Source organism: Saccharopolyspora ipomoeae (assembly GCF_029952525.1).
Taxonomy (GTDB): domain Bacteria; phylum Actinomycetota; class Actinomycetes; order Mycobacteriales; family Pseudonocardiaceae; genus Saccharopolyspora; species Saccharopolyspora ipomoeae.
Map to the genome: position 1 here is coordinate 34819 of NZ_JASAOF010000002.1, position 21222 is coordinate 56040.

Consider the following 21222-nt stretch of genomic DNA (forward strand, 5'->3'; position numbering starts at 1 on the left):
GCACCCACGTGCGGTGGCCTGCCCGAGAGGTGGTGTGCGGTGAGAACGTGGTTCGAGCCCCTGCGACGCAACCAGCGGTCCCAGAAGTGGGCGCAGCGCGCCGAGCACGAGCGCAGAAGGCAGTGCTCCGAGGCGCTTTCCCTGCTGCAGCCCTACCTCGACGGGAACCTCGAACCCGACGAGGCCGAGGCGTTCGAGCTCCACCTCGACGCGTGCCGGGCGTGCGGCCTGGAACTGCAGGTCTACCGCGACATCAAGGGCACGCTCGCCGATCGCAGGAGCGCACCCGACCGCGCGGCGGTGTCGCGGCTGCGGCAGTTCGTCGCCGGACTGCACCACCGCTACTGAAAATTACCGACATCACGGCATTCTGGCGAACCACAGCACCGACAGCGCGCCGGCCGCGACCAGGGCCACGAGCGCGGACAGGAAGAACCAGTTGCTGATGTCCACCGGCACGATCGGCCGCGACACGTTCTCGCCGATGTTGCTGTAGATGGCCTGCAGGTCCTGCTCGGTGGCGGCGGTGAAGGTGAGCCCGCCGGTGTCGCGCGCCAGGCGCTCCAGCTCGCGGGTGTCCAGCGGCACGTTCACCTGTCCTTGGGCGAGCTGGACGCTGCCCGTCGGGGTGCCGACGGCGATCGTCGAGATCGGGACGTGGGCCGCGCGGGCGGCGTCGATCGCGGCCTCCGGCGGCGGGCCTGTGTTGCTCAGACCGTCGGAGAGCACGATGATCCCCGCGGCGCTGCCGCCCGTGGCGCGCAGCGTGTTGAGCGAGGTCAGCACCGCCTGGCTGAGCGAGGTGTTGGACTGGAACCGCAGCCCGTTGAGCGCGTCGGTCACCGCCTGGTGGTTCTCGGTGGGCGGCACGTCCACGTTGGCGGAGGCCGCGAAGCTGACCAGCCCGACCTGGGTGTCGGACGGGACCGAGTCCAGGAAGTCGCGCACGGCGGTCTTCATCGCGTCGGTCCGGCTCGGCGGCACGTCGCGGGCCATCATCGACGGCGAGACGTCCACCGCCAGCACGACCACGCTGCTGCGGGAGGGGTCGGGCATCCGCACGGTCGGCCCGGCCAGCCCCAGCACCATGATCAGCGCGGCGAGCAGCAGCAGCGCGGGCGGGAGGTGCCTGCGCCAGGCCGGGCGACGCGGCATCACCGAGTTCAGCAGGTCCAGGTTGGTCAGCGTGACGGTGTAGCGCATCCGCCTGCGCTGGGCCAGGACGTAGCCCGCCGCCAGCGCCGCGACGAGCACGAGCAGCCACAACCAGGCCGGTGTCGCGAAGCTCAAGCCACCCATGATGACCGCCGATAGCCGAATTGCCGGTGCCGCCGGAGCTGGAAGAACCGCACCAGCTGGCCGATCCAGTCCTCGTCGGTGCGCAGCCGCAGGTGCTCGGCACCGGCGTTGCCCAGGACTCGGGCGATGCCCTCGCGCTGCTGCCGGGCCGCCTCCTCGTACCGCTCGCGCAGCCCCCGGTCGAGGGTGTCGACGGTCAGCCGCTCACCCGTCTCCGGGTCTTCGACCACCAGCGATCCCACCGCGGGCAGGCGCATCTCCAGCGGGTCGACGAGCTCCACCGCCACCACCGTGTGCCGTTGGCAGAGCCGGTGCAGCTCGTTGTACCAGCCGGGTTCGACGAGGAAGTCGGAGAGGACAGCGATGAAGCCGCGCCGCGGCGCCACCGTCGCGACCTGGGTCAGGGCGGGCCGCAGATCCGTGCGCCCGGCCGGCGGATCGGGCCGGGCGTCGCGGGTGTTGAGCTGCGCGATGCGGTGCAGCGCCGCCTGCAGGTGGATCTTGCCCGACCGCAGCGGCCACACCTCGGTGCCGTCGTCGACGACGAGCACCGCGCCGATCCGGTTGGCGAGCCACGCGGCGGCGAACCCGAACGCCGCGGCGCCGAACAGCGCGAGCTCGCGCTTCTCCCCGCCCCGGGTGCCGAACGACTGGCTCGCCGACAGGTCGACGACCAGCCACACGTCGAGCTCGTGGTCCCGGATCGGGTCGCGCACGTGGGTGTGGGTGGTGCGGGCGGTGAGGTTCCAGTCGATCAACCGGACGTCGTCGCCCGGCACGTACAACCGCCCCTCCCCGGCCTCGTTGCCCGGTCCGGGGAACAAGCCCTGGTAGTCGCCGTGCACGGCACCGGCCAACCGCTGGTTGACCAGGAGCTCCAGCTGCGCCAGGACCCGTCGGGTCGCCGGCTGGTCGTGGTGGGCGCGCATCAGGACCGCCCCCGCAGCGCGGAGCGGGCCTTGGCCGGTCGCGGCTGGTGCACGCGATCGAGCACCTTGCCGACGATGTCGTCGGCGGTGACCCCGTCGGCCAGGGCCTCGTAGGTCAGCACCAGCCGGTGCCGCAGCACCGACGGAGCGACGTGGTGGACGTCCTCGGGCACGGCGTAGCCCCGGCCGTGGATGAGGGCGAACGCGCGCGCCGCGGCGATGAGCCCGAGGCTCGCGCGCGGGCTCGCGCCGACCGCGAGATACGGTGCCACGTCGGAGAATCCGAGCTCACCGGGTGTGCGGGTCGACATCACCAGCGCCACCGCGTACTCCATCACCAGCGGGTCGACGTAGACCTGGGCGGCGGAGTCCTGCAGGGCGGCGAGGCGCTCGGCGTCGAGGACCTGCTGCGGTTTCGGCGCGCCGGCGCTCATCCGCCGCACGATCTCCAGCTCGTCCCCGGCCTGCGGGTAGTTGATGAGGATCTTGACCAGGAACCGGTCCCGCTGCGCCTCGGGCAGCGGGTACACGCCCTCGGTCTCGATCGGGTTCTGCGTGGCCATCACCAGGAACGGGCGCGGCATCGCCCACGTCTGCCCGCCGATGCTGACCTGGCGCTCGGCCATCACCTCCAGCATCGCCGACTGCACCTTCGCCGGTGCCCGGTTGATCTCGTCGGCGAGCACGAAGTTGGTGAACACGGGACCGAGCTCGATGTCGAACTCCTCGCGGGAGGCCCGGTAGATGCGGGTGCCGACGATGTCGGAGGGGACGAGGTCGGGGGTGAACTGGATGCGCGTGAAGTTCACGTCGACCGCGGCCGCGAGGGTCTTGATGGTCAGCGTCTTGGCGACGCCGGGCAGCCCTTCGAGCAGGCAGTGCCCACCGGCGAGCAGGCACACCACGATCTCCTCGGTCTCCTGCTCGTGACCGACGATGACCTTCTTGAGCTCCCAGAGCAGGCCGCGCATCACCTCCCCCTCGCGGTGGCGGAGGATTTCCGACTCCTCACCCAGGTTCCACGCCGTGTTGTCGTTCATGGGTCGAACTCCCGCCTGTTTGGGGCGATCAGGTGTGGTGCCCGGTGGAGTAGCCGAGCGCGGCGCGGGCCAGCGCGGCGCGGTCGAGCAGTTGCATGTGCGCGTAGCCGTTGTCGACGATGTCGTGCTGGGCGAGTTGGCCGACGACGCGGCTGACGCTGCTGCGCTGCACGCCGAGCAGCTCGGCGATCATCTGGTGGGTCAGCCGGGTGACGTCGCTATCGGCGAACTCGTGCAGCAGCAGCGACGAGATCTGCGCCCGCAGGTCACCGGCCAGCAGGTCCAGCAGCCGGCGCTCGTAGGAGGCCGTCCGGCACGCCATCGCGTCGGTCCACCGCAGGGCGAACTCGGGGTAGCGCTGGATCAGCCAGCGGAACTCGTCGCCGGGCACGCGGATGATGTCGGTGTGCAGCAGCGCGGTGGCGTCCTTCTCGGCGCGGGTCTCGGTCATCACCTCGACGTCGCCGACGATCCCGCTGTCGCGCAGCAGCATCAGCGTCGCCGAGCCCGGGCTGCGCAGTGCGATGAGACCGCGCTCGATGAGGGATACGGCCCGCACCTGCGTCCCCACGGCGAAGATCCGGTCGCCGGGAGCGAGGCTGTGGCGCGGCAGGTGGGGTGCGAGCACGCGGAGCGAGGTGCGCAGCTGCTGGTCGATGAACGAGCGCGTCCCGGTCAGTGGGTCACCCGCGGCGCGCGACGGTGTCTCCGGCATCGGTGCACCTCCTCCGCTGGAAGCGGTGCGCCTCGCCGTGGGGCGAGGCGCACCGGGTGGGTACTCAGTTGGGACCGTTGTTGGAGCTGCCGTTGTCGAGGTCGTCCTGGCGGTCCTGGTTGTTGTTGTCGGACTGGTTGTCGTTGAGATCCGACCGGTTGTTGTCGTTGTTGTTGTTGAGATCCGACCGGTTGTCGTTGAGGTTCGACTGGTTCTGGTCGTTGAGCTGACCGCTGGGCTGGCCGTTGCCCTCTCCCAGCGCCTTGTTGGCCAGCAGGTTGCCGTTGCCCTGCTCGTCCTGGACGGCGTTGTTGTTGACGGTCACGGAGCTCGCGGCCTCGGCGGAGGCCCGGTTGAAGCTGACCAGGACGCTGCTGCCGTCGATCTCGACGACGTCCTTGGCGTCGATCCGGTCGCCGGCCGTGGTGACCAGCTGGAAGCCCGCCTTGTCGTAGGTCTTGCTGTCGTCGATCGGCTCGTCGAAGTCGAGCCGGACCTGCCCGGTCTCGGAATCGACCGAGGCACCGGTGAGATCCGGGCCGGAGGTCAGGCTGCCGGACCTGTCGCCGCCGACGCTCTGGTCGCCCACCGCGTTCGGGGTGGCCGAACCGTCCGAGGACTCCGCTGCATCCTCGTCCACCGCGGCCAGGCTGATCTGGTCGCCGTAGTCCTGGATCTCCGGGTAGGCGACCCGGATGGTCTCGGGCGAGGGCTGCACCACGCTGTCGCCGTGGATCGCCTTGCCGTCAGCGGTGTAGATGACGAACTTCTCGGCGTCCTTGGCGGTGACGGGCTCGTCGAAGGTGTAGTCGAACTGCGTCTTGCCGATGAGCCCGCTGGTGGACGACAGGTTCGGTCCGGTGGTGTCGTCGCCGACGGCGCTCGGCGCGTTCTTCACGCCCCGGGTGTCGGAGACGGCATCGGCCTTGGCGAACTGCTTCACGCCGTCTTCGACCTGGGAGTCGAACTGGACGGTGATCGTCTCGTCGTTGGTGGTGACGATGGACTGACCGGTGATCGCCCGGCCGTCCTTGGTGTACAGCCCGAACTTGGAGGCGTCGGCTCCGCCGTCCTCCTTGAGCTTGCGGTCGAAGACGTAGGTCACCTGGTCGAGGGTGTCGTCCTTGTGCGACCTGTCGGTGAGCCGCGGAGCGTCCGTGCCGCTGACACGGTTCTGCTGGTTTCCTTGGAGCTCGACGGTGTTGGGCAGGTTGGTGCGTCCGCTCTCGTTCTGCACCGCTTGCGAATCGGTGATCGCCACGGTGTATGCATTGACGTCCGTGCCAGGCGCGTACTCGGTGAGAACCGTCCGGGTATCACCCTCCTTGATCTTGGCGGTCTGCGCCTTGACCGAGGCGTTGGTGTTGAAGCCGGACAGCTGGAAGGACGACGGGTCGCCCACGTCGCTGACCGGCTCGGCGAACCGGTACTCGACCTTCTCCGGCGCGTTGTCGTCGAGATCGACGCTCACCGGGTCGGCCGATTCCACCGTCATGCCGGTGTCGATGCCGCCCAGCTTCTGGTCGCCCCTGCCCTCGTTCTGGCCGGGTGCCTGGCCGCCGGGTGGTTGCTCTTCGAGCGGCGGCGGGCTCGGGGGAGCGGGGCTCGGGGGAGCGGGCGGAGCCGGAGGCGGTGGAGGCGGTCCCTGAGCGAGTACTCCGGTGCCACCCATCGCGATCAGCACGCCGCTCGCGCCTGCGGCGGCGATGATCGCGGCCGTGCGGCGCGTTCTCTCACTGCGCGCTCGGTTGCTGTTGGACATCACGGTCTCCTCCCGCATGTCATGCGAATCCGTACACGGGGAACGCCGACCGGGAGGAGAACCTTTCGAATTGTCCGCAATCAGACCAAGTGGCGAAGGTTTGGGGTGGGGGAAGTTTTCATGAAAACTTCCCCCACCCCGGGAAACTCAGCGCTGTCCCGCCGGTCCGACGTAGGTGGCGGGTTCGGGGCGGCGCTGAGCGTAGGTCTGGCTCGCGTGCTCGACGAGGGAGATCAGGACCTCCTTGGCTGAATTCTTTTCCCGAACGTCGCAGAGCACGACGGGAATTCCCGGATCCAGGTCCAGGGCGTTCGCCACGGTGCTGATGTCGTAGTGGCGCGAGCCGTCGAAGTGGTTGACCGCCACGATGAACGGGATCTCGCGCCGCTCGAAGTAGTCGACGGCGGCGAAGCAGTCGCGCAACCGGCGGGTGTCGGCGAGAACCACGGCGCCGAGCGCACCTTGGGCGATGTCGTCCCAGAAGAACCAGAACCGGTCCTGGCCGGGAGTCCCGAACAGGTAGAGCGCGAAGCGGTCTCGCAGTGTGATCTTGCCGAAGTCCATCGCCACGGTGGTGGTGGTTTTCTGCTCCACCCCGTCGGTGCGGTCCACCTGGGCCCCGGCCTCGGTGAGCCGTTCCTCGGTGCGCAGCGGCTGGATCTCGCTGACGGTGCCGACCATCGTGGTCTTGCCGACTCCGAAACCGCCCGCGATGAGGATCTTGAGCGCCATCGGGCCGTCAGAGCGCGCGGAGACCATCGATTACCTCCTGGAGGATGTTCTCGCTCGGCAGCTCGCGAGCCGGGGTCGGGCGCTCGACCCGGATGTGCCCGGCTTCGACGAGGTCGGCGAGCAGGACGCGGACGACGCTCAGCGGGAGGTCCGAGCGGGCCGAGATCTCGGCGACCGGCGTCGGGTGCCCCCGGCACAGGTCGAGGATCCCGGCCTGCTCGGGGGTGAGCGTCAAGTCGTGCTCGGGTGTGGTGCGGGCGGCGACGAGGGCGATGACGTCCAGGCTGGTGTGCTGGGGTTTCGCGCGACCCTGGGTGAGCGCGAACAGCCGCACCATCGGGCCCGCCTCGTCGTCGAACCAGTGATCCGGTGCGTTCACGATGCGGCTCCCGCCTCACGCATCGCGCACGCGCTCGGCGGTGAACATGTGCTCGCCGACCTGGTTGATCAGCCGCGCCATCTCGTAGGCGATGAAGCCGATGTCGGCACCGGCGTCGGCGAACACCGTCAGGCAGGTGCCGCCCCCGGCGGCCACCACGAACAGGTAGCCGCCGTCCATCTCGATCATGGTCTGGCGCACCGACCCGGCGTCGAAGTGCCTGCTGGTGCCCTTGGCCAGGCTCTGCAGGGCGGAGGCCACCGCCGCCAGGTGCTCGGACTCCTCGCTGCTGATCGACGCCGACGAGGCCATCGCCAGGCCGTCGTTGGACAGCAGCAGCGCGACCCGCACCATCGGCACCTTGGTGGCCAGGTCGTCCAGGAGCCAGCTCAGCTCCCGGGTCTGCTCGGTCGCATGCATCGGTGTCTCTCCTCGTGTCAGTCGTCGCGGTCGCCGCGGCCGCGGGCGAAGCCCTCTTGCAGCGCCGACATCATCGAGCGCGCCGTCTCCGGCGACACCCGGTCGCCGAACGGCGCCGGTCCGTCCTGGTCCGTGCTGCGGGTGTCCATCGCCTTGAGCCCGGGCGCCAGGTTCTCCTGGCGCTTGCGGCGGGGGAGCCCGGCGATCTCCTCCTCGTCGTCGTCGAGGCTGCCCTCGATGCGCGCCGGGGGGATCTCGGCCGGTGCGGCGTCGACCACCTCCGGCGCCGTCCACGCCGGTTCCGGGTGGTCGTCGGGCAGCCTCGTGGCCACCGCCGGCACCGGTTCCCGCTCGGGGAACTCCTCGGCGGGCGGCTCCACCGGTTGCAGCGCGTCCATCGTGGATTCGGCGTCGCGCACCGGGTTGACCAGGATCGTCGAGGGGATCAGCACCACGGCGGTGGTGCCGCCGTAGGGGGAGCGGCGCAGCGAGACCTGGATGCCCTGGCGGTGCGCCAGGCGGCTGACCACGAACAGCCCGAGCTGACCGCTGTCGAACAGCTCCAGCCGGTGCGCTTCCTTGACGCGCTGGTTGGCGTCGGCCATCCGCTCCGGCGCCATGCCCAGGCCGCGGTCCTCGATCTCGATGACGAACCCGGACCCGACGGCCTCGCCGTGCACCAGCACCGTGGCGTCCGGCGGGGAGAAGTTCGTGGCGTTCTCCACCAGCTCGGAGAACAGGTGCGTCACGTCCGACACCGCCGAACCCAGCACCGACAGCTCCTGCGGCAGCCGCCGGATCTTGACCCGCGTGTAGTCCTCGACCTCGGATACCGCCGAGCGGATCACGTCCATCAGCGCCACCGGGGTGCGCCAGGCGCGGCCCGGGGTCGCGCCGGACATGATGATCAGGCTCTCGGCGTGGCGCCGCATGCGGGTGGCGAGGTGGTCGATCCGGAAGAGGTCTTCCAGGTCGGCCTCGCTCTCGGTGCGGCGCTCCATCGAGTCCAGCAGCCCCAGCTGCCGGTGCACCAGGGACTGGTTGCGCCGCGCCAGGTTGACGAACACGCCGGAGACACCGGTGAGCAGCTCGGCGCGTTCGGCGGCGGCCTGCAACGCCGAGTGCTGCACGGCGTTGATCGCCGCGCCGACTTGGCCGACCTCGCCCTCACCGGGGGTGATCACCGGGACGGCGGTGGAGACGTCGATCTGCTCACCGGCCCGCAGCCGCCGCATCGCGGCGGGCAGCTGCTCGTCGGCGAGCTCCATCGCCGAGTTCCGCAACCCGACCAGCTCGATGACCATGCCGCGGCCGATGCGCACCGAGATCGCCAGCGCCAGCAGCACCGCGACCAGTCCCAGCGCCACCGTCCAGATCGCGCGGTCGAGCACCGCCGCGCTGGCCGCCGCGGCCGCGTTCGCGCCCGCCCTCTCGGCCCGGTCGCGCCCGGCTTCCATCGCCTGGGAGACCTGGCCGACCGACTCGCCCCACAGCTTCGGCGGGACCGAGCCGAGCGCGGCCGGATCGGCGCCGAGCAGCTGCGACTGCATGTCCGCCAGGGCGCGGTAGCCGTCGGTCTCGGTGAGCTGCCGGTAGGCGTCGCGTTCGCCTGCGGCGAGGTCGGGCATGAGGTCGTCGGTGAGCACGCGCTGCCCGCCGAGCGCCTCGGCGAAGGCCTCGTGCTGCTCGCCGGTCATCCGCGCTCCGGCGAAAGCCGAGGTGGCGGCGGTGTTCTGGCGTTCCAGCATCTCCTCGACGCGGCCGATGCCCAGCGCCAGCCGGGCGCCGTCGGCGGCCTCGTCCCGCTGCGCGGTGACGACCTGCTCCTGCAGCGAGAAGACGTCGTCGATCACCGCGTTGTAGGCGCGGTAGGTGCTGTCCCAGTCGGTGTTGGCGTTGAGGATCGACTGGTGCCGGTCGGCCAGCGCGTCCAGGTCGGTGTTGAACGTCGTGACGCGGTCGCGCATCTGCGGCGCGAGGTTGGCGATCGTCGCGCTGGAGCGCTGCACTCCGGTGCGCAGTTCCTCGGCGGCCGCCGAGGAGCGCTGGTGCAGGGCTTCGAGCTCGGTGGTGGAGCCTGGGGTGGACAGGTGGCGGGCCGCGGCCGCGCGCTCGTCCTGCAGGGTGCGCACGACCTGGTGCAGCGGCGCGGACAGGGCGCGGTCGAGCTGCTCGGCCTGGTGCAGCGACCAGGCGTCCTGCACGGCGGTCACGGTGGTCAGCGACCACAGCGCCATCAGCGAGACGACGGGCACGGCCAGCAGCGCGACGGTCTTGGCCCGCACCGTCTTGGGCCGCAGGAACCTGGGCAGCAGCGCGGAGGGGGCGCGCAGGGTCGCGCGGGAACGGTCCGGCTTGGGTTCGGCCGGTTTCGCAGACATGGGTGTTCAGTCCTCCATCCCGAAATGGAGAATCCGGGGATGAGATGTGGGGATTCAGCCCGCGACCAGCGAATTCGAGGTGCGGGGAAAGCGCGAAATGATTGTCATCCGGAGACTCTCCGGTGTTCTTCGGGTTCGGTGCCGGGCGTTTTCCGGGATCGGACGTTCGGCGAGATCGCCACGAACGCCGAGGACAGGAACAGGTAGGTGCCCAGCAGCACGGTCAGCGGGAAGATGAACGCCATCGGGGTGGCCCCGGGCAGTTCCGAATGCATGGAGTGCGCGCCCGAATGCAGTTCGACGCTCACCGCGGCCATTCCGGTGTAGTGCATGAGGCTCACCGCGATGCCCATGACGACCGAGGCGCCGAAGGCGGCCACCGGCCCGGTCACGGTCAGCGTCGCCCACAGCGCGGCCGTGGCCGCGACGACCGCGATCAGCACCGACAGCGCCACCGTCAGCGGCGCGTAGCTGACCGAACCGGACATGCGCATCGCCGCCATGCCGACGTAGTGCATGACCGCGACGCCGATGCCGGTGATCACACCGCCACCGAGGACGGCGGGCGCCTTGCTGCGGCTGTAGCTGACGACGAACACGCCGATTCCGACCACGACGATGGCCACGACCAGGCTCAACACCGTCAGCGGCACGTCGTAGCGGATGTCGGTGCCGGTGACGCTGAAGCCCAGCATCGCGATGAAGTGCATCGTCCAGATCCCGGTGCCGATGGCGAAGGCACCGTTGATCAGCCAGCTGCGCCGCGCGCGACCGGTGCTCCCCAGAGCCCGGACCATGCAGCGCAATCCGAGCCCGGCGCCGACGCACGCCATGACGAACGACAGCACCGGTGTCAACCAGCCGAAACCGAACTCGGTCGTCGATCCTAATGGACCCATGATTCCCTAAATTGTGTAGGCGGCACTCGTTCGAAAAGGACCGGCCCACGTAGCCCCGACTGGCCGTTCACAACGGCAGCGACCATACACACGGAATTTCAAGCGGACAAGCGTACTCCGGAGTAGGTTGGAAACTGTGAGCGAATGCCGACTCGCAGTGATCTCCGCAGTTCCAGGGCGTTTTTCGGCGAATTCGTAACGCTCGGCGGAGTGGGTGCGATGAACTCACCACGGCGTGCTGCGGCCTGGTGGGAATTGCGGAAAGTGGTGCTCGGTTATCTCGCTGTGATCGGGAGATCAGCGCAAGATCATGTTTCGGACTTCTCGGCGCCGACGGTGTCGAGGTGGCGGCGCATCGCCTCGGCGGCCTCGGCGGTGCGCCCGGCCAGCAGGAGGTCGGCGATCTCGACGTGCTCGCGGCAGCGCACGATCGCGCGTTCCCGCGACAGCGAGCGGCGGTACTCGATGAGCCGACGCAGCCGGTCGACGCGGGTGAGCGCGTCGATGAAGAAGGTGTTGCGGCTGCACTCCATGATCGCCTCGTGGAAGCCGCTGTTGAGGTCGAACAGCTCGGCGTTGCCGACCGACCAGATGTCGCCGTCGACGAGCCGCTGCTGCTGCGCGCGCACCCGCTCGATCGCGGTGCGGTCGAGGGTGAAGGTGGGTTCCAGGATCGCGGCGGGTTCGATGGTCAGCCGCAACCGGTAGCTGTCCTGGTAGGAGCGCAGCTCGGTGAGCATCGGTTGGAACTCCCAGCCGTAGCCGGGAAGCCGCTCGATCCAGCCCTCGTTGCTGATCCGGCGCAGCAGCCGGGTCAGCTGGGCCGAGGTGAGCCCGTAGTCGCGCGCCAGTCCGGTCTCGGTGACCCGGCCGGGGAGCTTCCCGTCGAGCCGGTCCGCGGCGATGCGCAGGTACAGCTGCTCGGTGTCGTCGGCCTCGGACTCCGCAGCGGGGAGTTCCCCGGCGGGCACCAGGACGGTGTACCCGCTGCGTTCGGCGAGACCGACGACACCGTCGTCGGCGAGCAACCGCAGCGCGTTGCGCACGGGCGACCGGGACACCCGCAGCTGCTCGGCGAGCGCCCGCTCGACGAGCTTGCTGCCCGCGGGCAGCCCCTGCTCGCGGATGTGCTCGACGATGCGAGCAGCGGTCTGACGCGTCAGCGGAGTCGGTGCCAAGGTCGGGGTCCCATCCTCACGATCAAGTCCGGGTCAAGGCTAGTTCCCCGCCCCGGCTCACCGCGGTAGGACGTCGCGCACGTGCTCCACCGCGGGCGGTTCGGCGAAGTGCGGGCTCGCCAGCTCGCGCCACCGCGCGTAGGCATCCGAGGACCGGAACGTCACGGTGTGGTGCTCCACGGTCTCCCACTCCACCAACAACCGGTACAGCAGCGGATCCTCCGCGCTCCGCACCAACCGGACCCCGTGACACCCGTCGGCGGCCAGGAACAGCGGCACGGCCTCGGCCACCGCGGCCTCGAACGCCTCGTCGTGCCCGGTGATGCGGATGTGAGCGATTTCGGTGATCACGTCGTTTCCCTTCTCAGGTCGAGGTTCGGGTGTGCTCGGCGTCGACTCGGGTGGTCACGCCGGTGTCGACGAGGGTGCGGGTGGCGTCGACGGAGGCGTAGGTCCAGAGGATGCGCATGGGTGCGGTGTCGGAGGCGTTGCGGAAGCGGTGGGGGACTCCGGCCGCGACGTAGGTGGTGTCGAAGGTGGTGAGTTCGTGCTCGTCGCCGTCGATCTCGACGATGGCGTCGCCTTCGAGGATCACCACGCTCTCCGGGCAGTTGTGGGTGTGCAGCGGGATTCCGGCGCCGCCTTCGAAGAGGGTCTGGCCGTTGAGGAAGACGCTCGCGCCCCGGGCGCGGTTGACCAGCGGGATGGTGCTCGCGCCACCGCCTCGGGAGAAGGCCTCCAGCTCGGCGGGGCGCAGGACGGAGGCGGGGAAGTCCGCGCAGCAGGGGTCGTTGTCAGCGGTCATCAGGCACCGATCCAGAGGGTTTTGACGTTGACGAATTCGCGGATGCCCTCGGCACCGAGTTCGCGGCCGTAGCCGGACTTCTTGATGCCGCCGAAGGGCAGGCGCGGGTCTGAGGCGACGAGGCCGTTGACGAACACCGCACCGGCGTCGATGCGGTGGGCGAAGTCGCGGGCGCGGTCGAGGTCCCGGGTCCACAGCGCGGCTCCCAGCCCGAACTCGGTCTGGTTGGCCAGCTTCAGGGCTTCCTCGGCGTCGGCGACGCGGGTGATGGCCGCGACGGGACCGAAGGTCTCCTCGGTGAACGCCGCCATGCCGGGGGAGACGTGGTCGAGCACGGTCGGTGGGTAGAAGTGCCCCGGCCCGGCCAGCGGTTTCCCGCCGGTGAGCACCGCGGCGCCCGCCTCGACGGTGCGCTGGACCTGGTCGTGCAGCGCGTCGCGCAGGTTCGCCCGGGCCATCGGCCCGATCCGGGTCGCGGGATCGGTGGGATCACCGACCGGCAGCGCCTCGGCGGCTTCGGTGAAGGCGGCGACGAACTCGTCGGCCACCGGTTCCTCGACGAGGAAGCGCTTGGCGTTGACGCAGCTCTGCCCGACGTTGATGAACCGCGCCTTGACCGCGGTCTCGGCGGCCGCGGCGATGTCGGCGTCGGCCAGCACGATGAACGGATCGGAGCCGCCGAGTTCGAGGACCTGCTTCTTGAGGTGCGAGGCGGCCTGGGCGGCCACGATCGCACCGACCTCGGTGGAGCCGGTGAGCGTGACCGCCGCGATCCGGTCGTCGGCGATGAGGTCGGCGACGGCGGGCACCGGCAGCAGCAGGCTGCGGCACAGGCCCTCCGGGGCACCGGCCTCGCGGACGACTTCCTCGACCGCGAGCGCGCACTGCGGAACGTTGTTGGCGTGCTTGAGGATCGCGCCGTTTCCGGCGGCCAGGGCGGGGGCGGCGAAGCGGAAGTACTGCCAGAACGGGTAGTTCCACGGCATGATCGCCAGGACCACGCCCAGCGGGTCGTAGACCACGGTGGACTCGGCGGCGTTGGACTCCACGGGCCGTCCGGCGAGGTAGTCGGCGGCGTGCTCGGCGTAGTGCTCGCAGGTCAGCGCGCACTTGTCGATCTCGGCCTCGGCTTCGGCGATGGGCTTGCCCATCTCGGCGGTGATCAGCCGGGCGTAGCCGGCCCGGCCCGCGCGCAGCACGGCCGCGATGGAGCGCAGCAGCTCGACCCGCTCGGTGATCGGCACTGCCCGCCACTCGCGTTGCGCGGCTACGGCGCGATCCAGCGCGGCGTCGACGTCGGCGGCGGTGTGCGGTGCGAACCGCGCGAGCTCGGCCTCGGTGGCCGGGTTGGTGGACACGATCATCGCTTGCCGCCCTTCTCCTCCAACGCCGCGATCACGGTCAGGGTGAACGCCTCGGTGCCCGGCGAGCCGCGCATGTCGCGGGTCCGCGCGGCCGCCTCGGTCAGGGCCGGTGCCGCGCCGATGTCGTGGGTTTCGCATTCCAGGCCGAGTCCCATCAGGCGATCGGTGGCGGTGAGGACCCGGAGGGTGGCATCGGTGATCTCGGGTCCGATGCCGTCCCCGGGCAGGACGAGCAGTTGCACGGTGTGGGGTTCCTTTCCAGACCGGCCAAGTCGGCCGCGAGGAGAACCCTAGAACCGCTTTTGGTTTTTTGCAACGAAGAAGTACCAAAGGGCCGATCAAGTGCGGTTGACCGGGAGGTTCCGGGCCAGCAGACCGGTGAGGGCGAGACCGCCCGCGGTGACCCAGAGGACCCCGGCCGAACCCAGGCCCGCGGCGACGAGACCGATCGCGCCGGGGATGACGACCTGCCCTGCGCGATTCCCGGTGAGCCGCAACGACATCGCGCGTCCGCGAGCGCCCGGCGGGGCCGACTCGGCCAGCCAGGACATGGTGACCGGTTGCCCGACGCCGAGCCCGAAACCGGCGACGGTGACGGCGATGAGCAGCAGCCACACGGGGACCGGCGCGGCCGCCACCACGAGCCCGATCGAGGCGGCGACGATGCTCAGGATCAGCAGGCGACGCCGTCCGAGCACCTCCGAGAGGCGGCCGAGGAAGAACCGCGAGGCCATCGAGGAGGCCGCGCGCAGCACCAGCAGCGTGCCGATCAGCGATGACGCGATACCGCGTTCGGCGCCGAGGGCGGGCAGGTACACCAGCGAGATGTCGACCGCGGCCAGCACGGTGCAGGCGGTGAGCAGCGCGCCCGCGAGCCCGGGAATCCGCAGCAGCTGGCGCACGCCGATGTTCTCGGTGGCGGCCGGACCGCGCTCGGTGCTGGTGCTCCGGACGGCGAAGGTGATGGCGAACAGCGCCACGGCGATCGCGATGCTGCCCGCGAAGATCGGCGTGGTGTCCGGAATCGCCTGCGTGCCGCCGAAGGCGACGATCATCAGCGGTCCGGCGGCCTGGCCGAGCGAGGCGGCGAAGGTGTAGTAGCCGAACGCCGAATCCATCCGCCCCGAGGTCGCGCTGTTGGCCACCAGGGCCTGCTGCCCGACGATCGCGCCCAGGTGCGCGGTGCCGAGCACGACGCTGCCCGCGATGAGCCCGGGCACGGTGTGCCCGAGCGCGAGCAGCAGCGTCCCCGCCGCGCACATCAGCAGGCTCCCGGCGAACATCACGCGCCGTTCGCCGAGCCGGTCGACGATGTGCCCGGCGGGCAGCGCCAGCACGAGCGGGACCAGCGCGAAGCTGCCGGAGAGCACGCCGAGCCACGAGGCCGGGACGCCGAGTTCGAGGGCCCGGTAGGTGGTGGCCGGACGCAGCACGAAGGTGATCAGCTGGGTGAGCGCGGCGTGCCCGAGCAGCGTCCAGACCTGGCGGTTCCCGATGCTCACGAGCGGAGCCGGCGGGTGGCCTGGGCGGCGAGGCTGGTGTTGATGTGCTCGGTCATCACTGAGGCCGCGCCCTCGGAGTCGCCGGCGATGATGGCCTCGGCGAGCATCCGGTGCTCCTCGTCCTTCTTGGCCCTGGCCTCCGGCCCCCGGTCGACCTCCAGGGCGAACCGGCGGTAGCGATCGGCCTTGTCCCACAGGCCTTCCAGGGTTTCGATGAGCAGCTCGTTGTGCGAGGCCCGGTAGATCGCGCGGTGGTAGCGCCGGTGGTGCAGCAGGTGCTCGTAGTCGGGATCGCCGGGCATGGCCCACAACCCCTCCAGGGACGCGCGGATCTCCGCGATGTCGTCCTTGGTCCGGCGCTGCGCGGCCAGCGAGGCCGCCAGCGGATCGAGGGAGCGGCGCATCTCCAGCAGGTCGCGGTTCTCCTCGGCCTTGAGCTCGGTGACCTTGGCGTCGCGGTGCGCGCCGAGCTCGACGAGCCCCTCGGCCTTCAGCCGGCGCAGCGCCTCGCGCAGCGGTGTGGTGCTGATGCCGATGGTGCGGGCGAGGGTGGCCTGGTTGATCACCGACCCGGGTGGGAACTCGCCGGAGAGGATCTTCTCCCGCACCTTGTCGTAGGCCACGTCGCTCTTGGTCATCAACGGCGTCGCTGGCTCTGTCATCGCACCGACCTCCTCGCTTGCTTATAGCCTACAACACCACTCCTCACCCCTGGGTGACCAGCCATTTCGGGCGTCTCATAAGCGTGAACGGCGGTGAATCACCGGGTCAGCGCGGATTCCGGATGGGTTGAATCCGCCCTTGACTGGCACAGGTTATAACCTCCACGATGTGCTGGCGCTCGCCGCGCAACCCCTGCACCCGGAAGGACAAAGCTGAGAATGCAGACCCCCACGAGTCGCTACCACCTGGGCATCCTGGAAGGCGACGGCATCGGCCCCGAGATCGTCCCGGCCTCGGTGCAGGTCCTCGACGCCGCCTTCGAGGCATCCGGAGTGCAGGTGGACTGGACCCGGCTGCCGCTGGGGCGCTCGGCGATCGACGAGTTCGGCTCGGCGGTCCCGCAGCAGACCCTCGACACGCTGTCCGAACTGGACGGATGGCTGCTCGGGCCGCACGACAGCGCCGCCTACCCGGAACCGCACCGCTCGACGCTGAACCCGAGCGGCACGCTGCGCAAGCACTTCGGCCTCTACGCCAACATCCGGCCCGCGAAGTCCTTCGAGGGCACCAGGTCCGTGGTGCCCGGCACCGACCTGGTCATCGTGCGGGAGAACACCGAGGGCTTCTACGCCGACCGCAACACCCACGCCGGCACCGGCGAGTTCATGCCCACCCCGGACGTGGCGATCGCGCACGGCATCATCACCCGGCAGGCCTGCGAGCGCATCGCGCACACCGCGTTCCGGCTCGCCCGCGGCCGCAGGCAGAAGCTCACCATCGTGCACAAGGCCAACGTGCTGCGGCTGACCACCGGCCTGTTCCGCGACGTCTGCCGGGAGATCGCCGAGCAGTACCCGGACGTCGCCGTCGACGACTTCCACATCGACGCGATGACCGTGCACCTGCTGCGCCGCGCGAACGAGTTCGACGTGCTGGTCACCGAGAACATGTTCGGCGACATCCTCTCCGACCTCACCGGTGAGATCGCCGGATCGCTGGGCATCGCGCCCTCGGTCAACGCCTCCGACGAGGTCGCGATGGCCCAGGCCGCTCACGGCTCCGCCCCCGACATCGCCGGACGCGACCTCGCCAACCCGGTCGCGATGATCCTCTCCAGCGCGATGCTGCTGGACTGGCTGGCCGACCGCCACGAGGACGAGTCGCTGCGCCGCGCGGCCCGGACCGTCGAGGACGCGGTCAACGCCACCGTGCGCGGCGGCACCGCCACCACCGACCTCGGCGGCACCGCGGGCACCGCGGCCTTCGCCGAGGCGGTCGCCGCGACGATCCGGGCCTCGGCATGAGCCCGTTCGTCGCCCTGATCCACGCCACGCCCGCGGCCATCGGCCCGGCCCGCGCGGCCTTCGCCGAGTCCTTCGGCGAGGCCGAGCTGTGGAACCTGCTCGACGACCGGCTGGCCGCCGACGCCGACGCCGCGGGCGGGCTGACCGCCCCGCTGCGCAAGCGCATGCTCACCTTCATCGGCCACGCCGTGGAGCACGGCGCCCAGGCGGTGCAGCTGACCTGCTCGATGTACGGGCCGGTGGCCGAGCTCGCCGGGCAGCTCTGGGACGTGCCGGTGCGCGGCTCGGCCGGGGCGATGCTGCGCGAGCTGGCCTTCTCCCGGCCCGGCCGGGTGGGCGTGATCGGCTCGCTGGCCTCGGCCGTGGCCGACACGAGCCACCGCTTGGGCGACCTGCTGCCCTCGACCGAGATCGTGCCGATCACGGCCACCGGGGCGGCCGAGGCCGCCGCCAGCGGCGACTCCGAAGCGCTGTTCGTGGCGCTGGCGAACGCCGCGCGCGACCACGGCGTCGACGTGTTCGTGCTCGGCCAGTACTCGCTGACACCGCAATGGCGCCGGTTGGAGGCCGCGGTGTCGACTCCGGTGCTGAGCCCGCCGCAGCTGGCGGCGGCCGAACTGCGGGAGGTGCTGGCATGAGCGGAGACGTGCTCGGCGTCATCGCCGACGACTACACCGGCGGCACCGACGTCGCCGCGGCCCTGCGCCGCGGCGGCTTCCGCGTGGTCCTCCACTTCGGACTGCCCGACGAGGGCTGGGCCGCTCCGGAGTGCGACGCGCTGGTCATCGCGCTGAAAACCCGTACCACCGAACCGGATCGGGCGGTCGAGCAGTCGCTCCAGGCGCAGCGCCTGCTCGCCGAGCGCGGTGCGAGCAGGCTGTACTTCAAGTACTGCTCGACGTTCGACTCCACCGACGAGGGCAACATCGGCGTCGTCGCCGACGCGCTGGCCGATGCCACCGGCGAGGCGCTGACGATCGTGTGCCCGGCCTCGCCGGAGCACGGGCGCACCGTCTACCAGGGGCACCTGTTCGTTGGCGACCGGCTGCTGTCGGAGTCCTCGATGCGCCACCACCCGCTGACCCCGATGACCGACCCCGACCTGGTCCGCGTGCTGGGCAGGCAGACCGCACGGCCGGTCGCGAACCTGCCGCTGGCGGTCGTGCGCGGGGGAGCGGAGGCCGTGCGGCTGGAGCTGGACCGGTTGCGCGCCAACGGCATCCGCCACGTCGTCGCCGACGCGGTGATCGACGAGGACCTGACCGCGCTGGCCCGCGCCTGTCCCGACCGGCGGCTGCTCACCGGCGGCGCCGGTCTCGCCGGAGCGCTCGGCGGCGGAACCCGTGCGCACGCGGACGGAGCGGACCTGCCGGGCGGCCCCGGGATCGTCCTGGCGGGCAGCTGCTCGACGACCACGCTCACCCAGGTCGCCGGGGCCCGCGAGCAGATGCCGTCGCTCCGGCTGCGCCTCGGCAACGAGGACGAGGCCATGACCTGGCTCGCCGACCACGCCCGGCAGACCGTGATGCTCTACGCCTCGGCGCCCCCGGAGGAACGCGGAGGGCCGGGCGAAGCGGAGTCCTTCGAGCAGGCCCTGGCCGCCCTCGGACGCCGCGCCGTCGAACTCGGCTACCGGCGCCTGGTCGTCGCCGGAGGCGAGACCTCCGGCGCGGTGGTCAAGGCGCTGGGCGTGGAATCGGTGGAGGTCACCGCCGAGGCGGACCGGGGCGTGCCGTGGTGCGTGAGCACCGGCGAGCCCCGGATCGCGCTGCTGCTCAAGTCCGGCAACTTCGGCGGGCGGGACCTGCTCAGCCGCGCGGCGAGAGGGGGCCTGCGATGACCGACCTCGCCCGGCAGGTCGTCGACCTGGGCGCTTCGCTGTTCGCACGAGGGCTCACCGCCGGCCGGACCGGCAACATCAGCGTCCGCGACGGTGACCGCGTTCTGCTCACCCCGACCGGGGTGTCGCTGGGCGCGCTGGCCGAGCTGTCGGTGCTCGACACCGGCGGCCGCCACCTCGGCGGACCCCCGCCCACCAAGGAGGCCTTCCTGCACCTGGCCTTCTACCGGGCCCGGCCGCAGACCTCGGCGGTGGTGCACACCCACAGCACCCACTCGGCGGCGGTGTCGTGCCTGGCCGGGCTCGACCCGAGCAACGCGCTGCCCCCGCTGACCGCGTACTACGCGATGCGCGTGGGCTCGCTGCCGCTGCTCCCGTACCACGCGCCCGGCGACACCTCGCTGGGCGCGCTCGCCGAGGAGGAGGCCCGCGAGCACCACGCGCTGCTGCTGGCCAACCACGGTCCGATCGCGGCGGGCGGCGATCTCGCCGCCGCGGCGGACGCGGTTGAGGAGATCGAGGAGACCGCCCGGATCTTCCTGCTGCTGCGCAACACCGAAACCGCGCCGCTGACCCCGGATCAGGTGGCGGCGCTGCGGGCCTGACGCGGCCGACCGGTCCGGTCCTCGTTCGAACGGGCCGGACTCCCTTGCTGTTCCGCCGCGCGTGCACGTCCGCGGCGAGGTTCGAACCGGAGAAGCAACGATGCTCGCAGTTCTGGGATTTTCGACCTTAGGCGTCTTCATGGCGCTGGTCCTGCGCAAGTACCTGACGGCGTTCGTGGCCATCATGATGACGCCGATCGCCTTCGCGGTCGTCGCCGGCTTCGGCGCCGACCTGGATTCGATGATGACCTCGGGTCTGGAAACGGTGGCGCCGACGGCGGTGCTGCTGCTGTTCGCGGTGCTGTACTTCGGCGTCATGATGGACGCGGGTCTCTTCGACCCCCTCTCGCAGGGGATCATCCGACTGTCCAAAGGGGACCCGGTCCGGATCTGCGTCGGCACCGCCGTGCTCGCGCTGCTGGTCGCCCTCGACGGCGACGGCACCACGACCTACATGATCATCTGTTCGGCGTTCCTGCCGATCTACCGCCGCCTCGGCATCAACCCGCTGGTCATCGCCACCATCGCGACGATGGCGCTGGGCGCGATCTCGGGCACGACGCCGTGGGGCGGTGCGGCCACGCGCGGCATCAGCGTGCTGCACCTGGACGCGACCGACTACTTCGTGCACATGATCGCGCCGATGGTGCTGACCTCCGGGTTCATCGTCGGCATCGCGTACCTGCTGGGTCGGCGGGAGCGCAAGAAGATCGACCCGGACACCATCGCCGAGTTCGCCGCCGAGATCGCCGCTCAGGAGCGCGACACCGCGGGCCGCGACTGGAAGCTGTGGTTCAACGCGGGCCTGACGGCGTTGCTGCTGGTCCTGCTGGTGCTGGGCGTGGCCGAACTGGTCAACCTGTTCATGGTCGCCTTCGTCATCGCGCTGCTGGTCAACCACCCGAAGCTCACCGGGCAGGGCGAGGTCATCCGCAAGCACGCCTCGAACGCGGTCCCGGTGGTGATCCTGGTGCTGGCGGCCGGGATCTTCACCGGCATCATGACCGACACGGGCATGACCAACGCGATGGCCAACGCGATGCTGGCGGTCGTGCCGGACTCGCTGGGCAACCTGATCCCGCTGTTCACGGCCGTGATCGGGCTGCCGCTGAGCTTCTTCATGTCCAACGACGCGTACTTCTTCGGGGTGCTGCCGGTGCTGGCCGAATCGGCTTCGCACTACGGGATCCACGCCACCGAGATCGCCCGTGCCGGGGCGATCGGTCAGATGATGCACTCGATCGGTCCGGCCTCGGCTCCGCTGTGGGTGCTGCTGGGGCTGATCAAGCGCGATCTCGGCGAGTTCCAGCGCTTCGCCCTGCTGTGGGTGCTGGGCTGCTCGGTCGCCTACATCCTGTTCGCGGTGCTCACCGGCGCGATCAGCGTCGGCTGACGAGAAGCGGGC

The 21222-nt window shown here is 70.6% G+C and carries 23 protein-coding genes; 6 read left to right on the top strand and 17 right to left on the bottom strand.

Annotated features, from left to right (window positions below; translation table 11 throughout):
* Positions 1 to 39: 39 nt before the first annotated feature.
* Positions 40 to 348, top strand: coding sequence for an anti-sigma factor family protein (locus QFW96_RS03625; RefSeq protein ID WP_281454065.1), 309 nt, complete (start codon positions 40 to 42; stop codon positions 346 to 348).
* Between the two features lie 12 nt (positions 349 to 360).
* Here QFW96_RS03625 and QFW96_RS03630 read toward each other — a convergent pair whose 3' ends face one another.
* From QFW96_RS03630 to QFW96_RS03710, 17 genes are all read right to left on the bottom strand, one after another.
* Positions 361 to 1290: a VWA domain-containing protein gene (locus QFW96_RS03630; protein WP_281454066.1), complete on the bottom strand. Its 930-nt coding sequence runs from the start codon at positions 1288 to 1290 to the stop codon at positions 361 to 363.
* The gene (locus tag QFW96_RS03635) at positions 1287 to 2228 is read right to left on the bottom strand and encodes a DUF58 domain-containing protein (protein WP_281454067.1); all 942 of its coding nucleotides are present in this window, start codon (positions 2226 to 2228) and stop codon (positions 1287 to 1289) included. The genes QFW96_RS03630 and QFW96_RS03635 overlap by 4 nt, the downstream gene beginning before the upstream one ends.
* Positions 2228 to 3268 (bottom strand): AAA family ATPase, encoded by a 1041-nt coding sequence (locus QFW96_RS03640; protein WP_281454068.1) that lies wholly within the window; start codon positions 3266 to 3268, stop codon positions 2228 to 2230. Before QFW96_RS03640 ends, QFW96_RS03635 begins: the two co-directional genes overlap by 1 nt.
* Positions 3269 to 3296: 28 nt before the next feature.
* Positions 3297 to 3983 carry a Crp/Fnr family transcriptional regulator gene (locus QFW96_RS03645; protein ID WP_281454069.1) on the bottom strand — a complete coding sequence of 229 codons (687 nt, stop codon included), beginning with the start codon at positions 3981 to 3983 and terminating at the stop codon, positions 3297 to 3299.
* A gap of 64 nt (positions 3984 to 4047) precedes the next feature.
* Positions 4048 to 5745, bottom strand: coding sequence for a hypothetical protein (locus tag QFW96_RS03650; RefSeq protein ID WP_281454070.1), 1698 nt, complete (start codon positions 5743 to 5745; stop codon positions 4048 to 4050).
* 147 nt (positions 5746 to 5892) lie between these two features.
* Positions 5893 to 6504, bottom strand: coding sequence for a GTP-binding protein (locus tag QFW96_RS03655; protein ID WP_281454071.1), 612 nt, complete (start codon positions 6502 to 6504; stop codon positions 5893 to 5895).
* Positions 6485 to 6856, bottom strand: a complete 372-nt coding sequence (locus QFW96_RS03660) for a DUF742 domain-containing protein (protein WP_281454072.1) — start codon at positions 6854 to 6856, stop codon at positions 6485 to 6487. The genes QFW96_RS03655 and QFW96_RS03660 overlap by 20 nt, the downstream gene beginning before the upstream one ends.
* A gap of 15 nt (positions 6857 to 6871) precedes the next feature.
* Positions 6872 to 7276, bottom strand: a complete 405-nt coding sequence (locus QFW96_RS03665) for a roadblock/LC7 domain-containing protein (protein WP_281454073.1) — start codon at positions 7274 to 7276, stop codon at positions 6872 to 6874.
* Between the two features lie 17 nt (positions 7277 to 7293).
* On the bottom strand, positions 7294 to 9657 hold the full coding sequence (locus tag QFW96_RS03670; RefSeq protein ID WP_281454074.1) for a sensor histidine kinase: 2364 nt from the start codon (positions 9655 to 9657) through the stop codon (positions 7294 to 7296).
* A 104-nt stretch (positions 9658 to 9761) separates the two neighbouring features.
* On the bottom strand, positions 9762 to 10556 hold the full coding sequence (locus QFW96_RS03675; RefSeq protein WP_281454075.1) for an MHYT domain-containing protein: 795 nt from the start codon (positions 10554 to 10556) through the stop codon (positions 9762 to 9764).
* 308 nt (positions 10557 to 10864) lie between these two features.
* Positions 10865 to 11734 (bottom strand): GntR family transcriptional regulator, encoded by an 870-nt coding sequence (locus tag QFW96_RS03680; protein ID WP_281454076.1) that lies wholly within the window; start codon positions 11732 to 11734, stop codon positions 10865 to 10867.
* A 57-nt stretch (positions 11735 to 11791) separates the two neighbouring features.
* Positions 11792 to 12085: an antibiotic biosynthesis monooxygenase family protein gene (locus QFW96_RS03685; protein ID WP_281454077.1), complete on the bottom strand. Its 294-nt coding sequence runs from the start codon at positions 12083 to 12085 to the stop codon at positions 11792 to 11794.
* 13 nt (positions 12086 to 12098) lie between these two features.
* Positions 12099 to 12539 (bottom strand): cupin domain-containing protein, encoded by a 441-nt coding sequence (locus QFW96_RS03690; RefSeq protein WP_281454078.1) that lies wholly within the window; start codon positions 12537 to 12539, stop codon positions 12099 to 12101.
* Positions 12539 to 13903: an NAD-dependent succinate-semialdehyde dehydrogenase gene (locus QFW96_RS03695; RefSeq protein ID WP_281454079.1), complete on the bottom strand. Its 1365-nt coding sequence runs from the start codon at positions 13901 to 13903 to the stop codon at positions 12539 to 12541. Before QFW96_RS03695 ends, QFW96_RS03690 begins: the two co-directional genes overlap by 1 nt.
* Positions 13900 to 14145, bottom strand: a complete 246-nt coding sequence (locus QFW96_RS03700; RefSeq protein WP_281454080.1) for an isocitrate/isopropylmalate family dehydrogenase — start codon at positions 14143 to 14145, stop codon at positions 13900 to 13902. The genes QFW96_RS03695 and QFW96_RS03700 overlap by 4 nt, the downstream gene beginning before the upstream one ends.
* A 96-nt stretch (positions 14146 to 14241) precedes the next feature.
* A complete protein-coding gene (locus QFW96_RS03705) occupies positions 14242 to 15405 on the bottom strand; it encodes an MFS transporter (protein WP_281454081.1) in 1164 nt (387 codons plus the stop codon).
* Positions 15402 to 16067 (bottom strand): GntR family transcriptional regulator, encoded by a 666-nt coding sequence (locus tag QFW96_RS03710; RefSeq protein WP_281454082.1) that lies wholly within the window; start codon positions 16065 to 16067, stop codon positions 15402 to 15404. Before QFW96_RS03710 ends, QFW96_RS03705 begins: the two co-directional genes overlap by 4 nt.
* A 219-nt stretch (positions 16068 to 16286) precedes the next feature.
* On the opposite strand from QFW96_RS03710, the gene QFW96_RS03715 reads away from it, so the two are divergent.
* From QFW96_RS03715 to QFW96_RS03735, 5 genes are all read left to right on the top strand, one after another.
* Positions 16287 to 17372: an isocitrate/isopropylmalate dehydrogenase family protein gene (locus QFW96_RS03715; protein WP_281454083.1), complete on the top strand. Its 1086-nt coding sequence runs from the start codon at positions 16287 to 16289 to the stop codon at positions 17370 to 17372.
* Positions 17369 to 18010: an aspartate/glutamate racemase family protein gene (locus QFW96_RS03720; RefSeq protein ID WP_281454084.1), complete on the top strand. Its 642-nt coding sequence runs from the start codon at positions 17369 to 17371 to the stop codon at positions 18008 to 18010. Before QFW96_RS03715 ends, QFW96_RS03720 begins: the two co-directional genes overlap by 4 nt.
* Entirely contained in the window at positions 18007 to 19212 is a 1206-nt protein-coding gene (gene otnK, locus QFW96_RS03725) for a 3-oxo-tetronate kinase (protein WP_281454085.1), read from the top strand. The genes QFW96_RS03720 and otnK overlap by 4 nt, the downstream gene beginning before the upstream one ends.
* The gene (gene otnC, locus QFW96_RS03730; RefSeq protein WP_281454086.1) at positions 19209 to 19817 is read left to right on the top strand and encodes a 3-oxo-tetronate 4-phosphate decarboxylase; all 609 of its coding nucleotides are present in this window, start codon (positions 19209 to 19211) and stop codon (positions 19815 to 19817) included. The genes otnK and otnC overlap by 4 nt, the downstream gene beginning before the upstream one ends.
* 100 nt (positions 19818 to 19917) lie before the next feature.
* Positions 19918 to 21210 (top strand): CitMHS family transporter, encoded by a 1293-nt coding sequence (locus tag QFW96_RS03735; protein ID WP_281454087.1) that lies wholly within the window; start codon positions 19918 to 19920, stop codon positions 21208 to 21210.
* Positions 21211 to 21222: the final 12 nt, after the last annotated feature.

Coding starts and splice junctions, on each gene's coding strand:
- QFW96_RS03635 (WP_281454067.1), bottom strand. CDS start 2,228: ATGCGCGCCCACCACGACCAGCCGGCGACCCGACGGGTCCTGGCGCAG.
- QFW96_RS03720 (WP_281454084.1), top strand. CDS start 17,369: ATGAGCCCGTTCGTCGCCCTGATCCACGCCACGCCCGCGGCCATCGGC.
- QFW96_RS03690 (WP_281454078.1), bottom strand. CDS start 12,539: ATGACCGCTGACAACGACCCCTGCTGCGCGGACTTCCCCGCCTCCGTC.
- QFW96_RS03645 (WP_281454069.1), bottom strand. CDS start 3,983: ATGCCGGAGACACCGTCGCGCGCCGCGGGTGACCCACTGACCGGGACG.
- QFW96_RS03695 (WP_281454079.1), bottom strand. CDS start 13,903: ATGATCGTGTCCACCAACCCGGCCACCGAGGCCGAGCTCGCGCGGTTC.
- QFW96_RS03665 (WP_281454073.1), bottom strand. CDS start 7,276: ATGCATGCGACCGAGCAGACCCGGGAGCTGAGCTGGCTCCTGGACGAC.
- otnK (WP_281454085.1), top strand. CDS start 18,007: ATGAGCGGAGACGTGCTCGGCGTCATCGCCGACGACTACACCGGCGGC.
- QFW96_RS03735 (WP_281454087.1), top strand. CDS start 19,918: ATGCTCGCAGTTCTGGGATTTTCGACCTTAGGCGTCTTCATGGCGCTG.
- otnC (WP_281454086.1), top strand. CDS start 19,209: ATGACCGACCTCGCCCGGCAGGTCGTCGACCTGGGCGCTTCGCTGTTC.
- QFW96_RS03715 (WP_281454083.1), top strand. CDS start 16,287: ATGCAGACCCCCACGAGTCGCTACCACCTGGGCATCCTGGAAGGCGAC.
- QFW96_RS03650 (WP_281454070.1), bottom strand. CDS start 5,745: ATGTCCAACAGCAACCGAGCGCGCAGTGAGAGAACGCGCCGCACGGCC.
- QFW96_RS03675 (WP_281454075.1), bottom strand. CDS start 10,556: ATGGGTCCATTAGGATCGACGACCGAGTTCGGTTTCGGCTGGTTGACA.
- QFW96_RS03670 (WP_281454074.1), bottom strand. CDS start 9,657: ATGTCTGCGAAACCGGCCGAACCCAAGCCGGACCGTTCCCGCGCGACC.
- QFW96_RS03710 (WP_281454082.1), bottom strand. CDS start 16,067: ATGACAGAGCCAGCGACGCCGTTGATGACCAAGAGCGACGTGGCCTAC.
- QFW96_RS03640 (WP_281454068.1), bottom strand. CDS start 3,268: ATGAACGACAACACGGCGTGGAACCTGGGTGAGGAGTCGGAAATCCTC.
- QFW96_RS03655 (WP_281454071.1), bottom strand. CDS start 6,504: ATGGTCTCCGCGCGCTCTGACGGCCCGATGGCGCTCAAGATCCTCATC.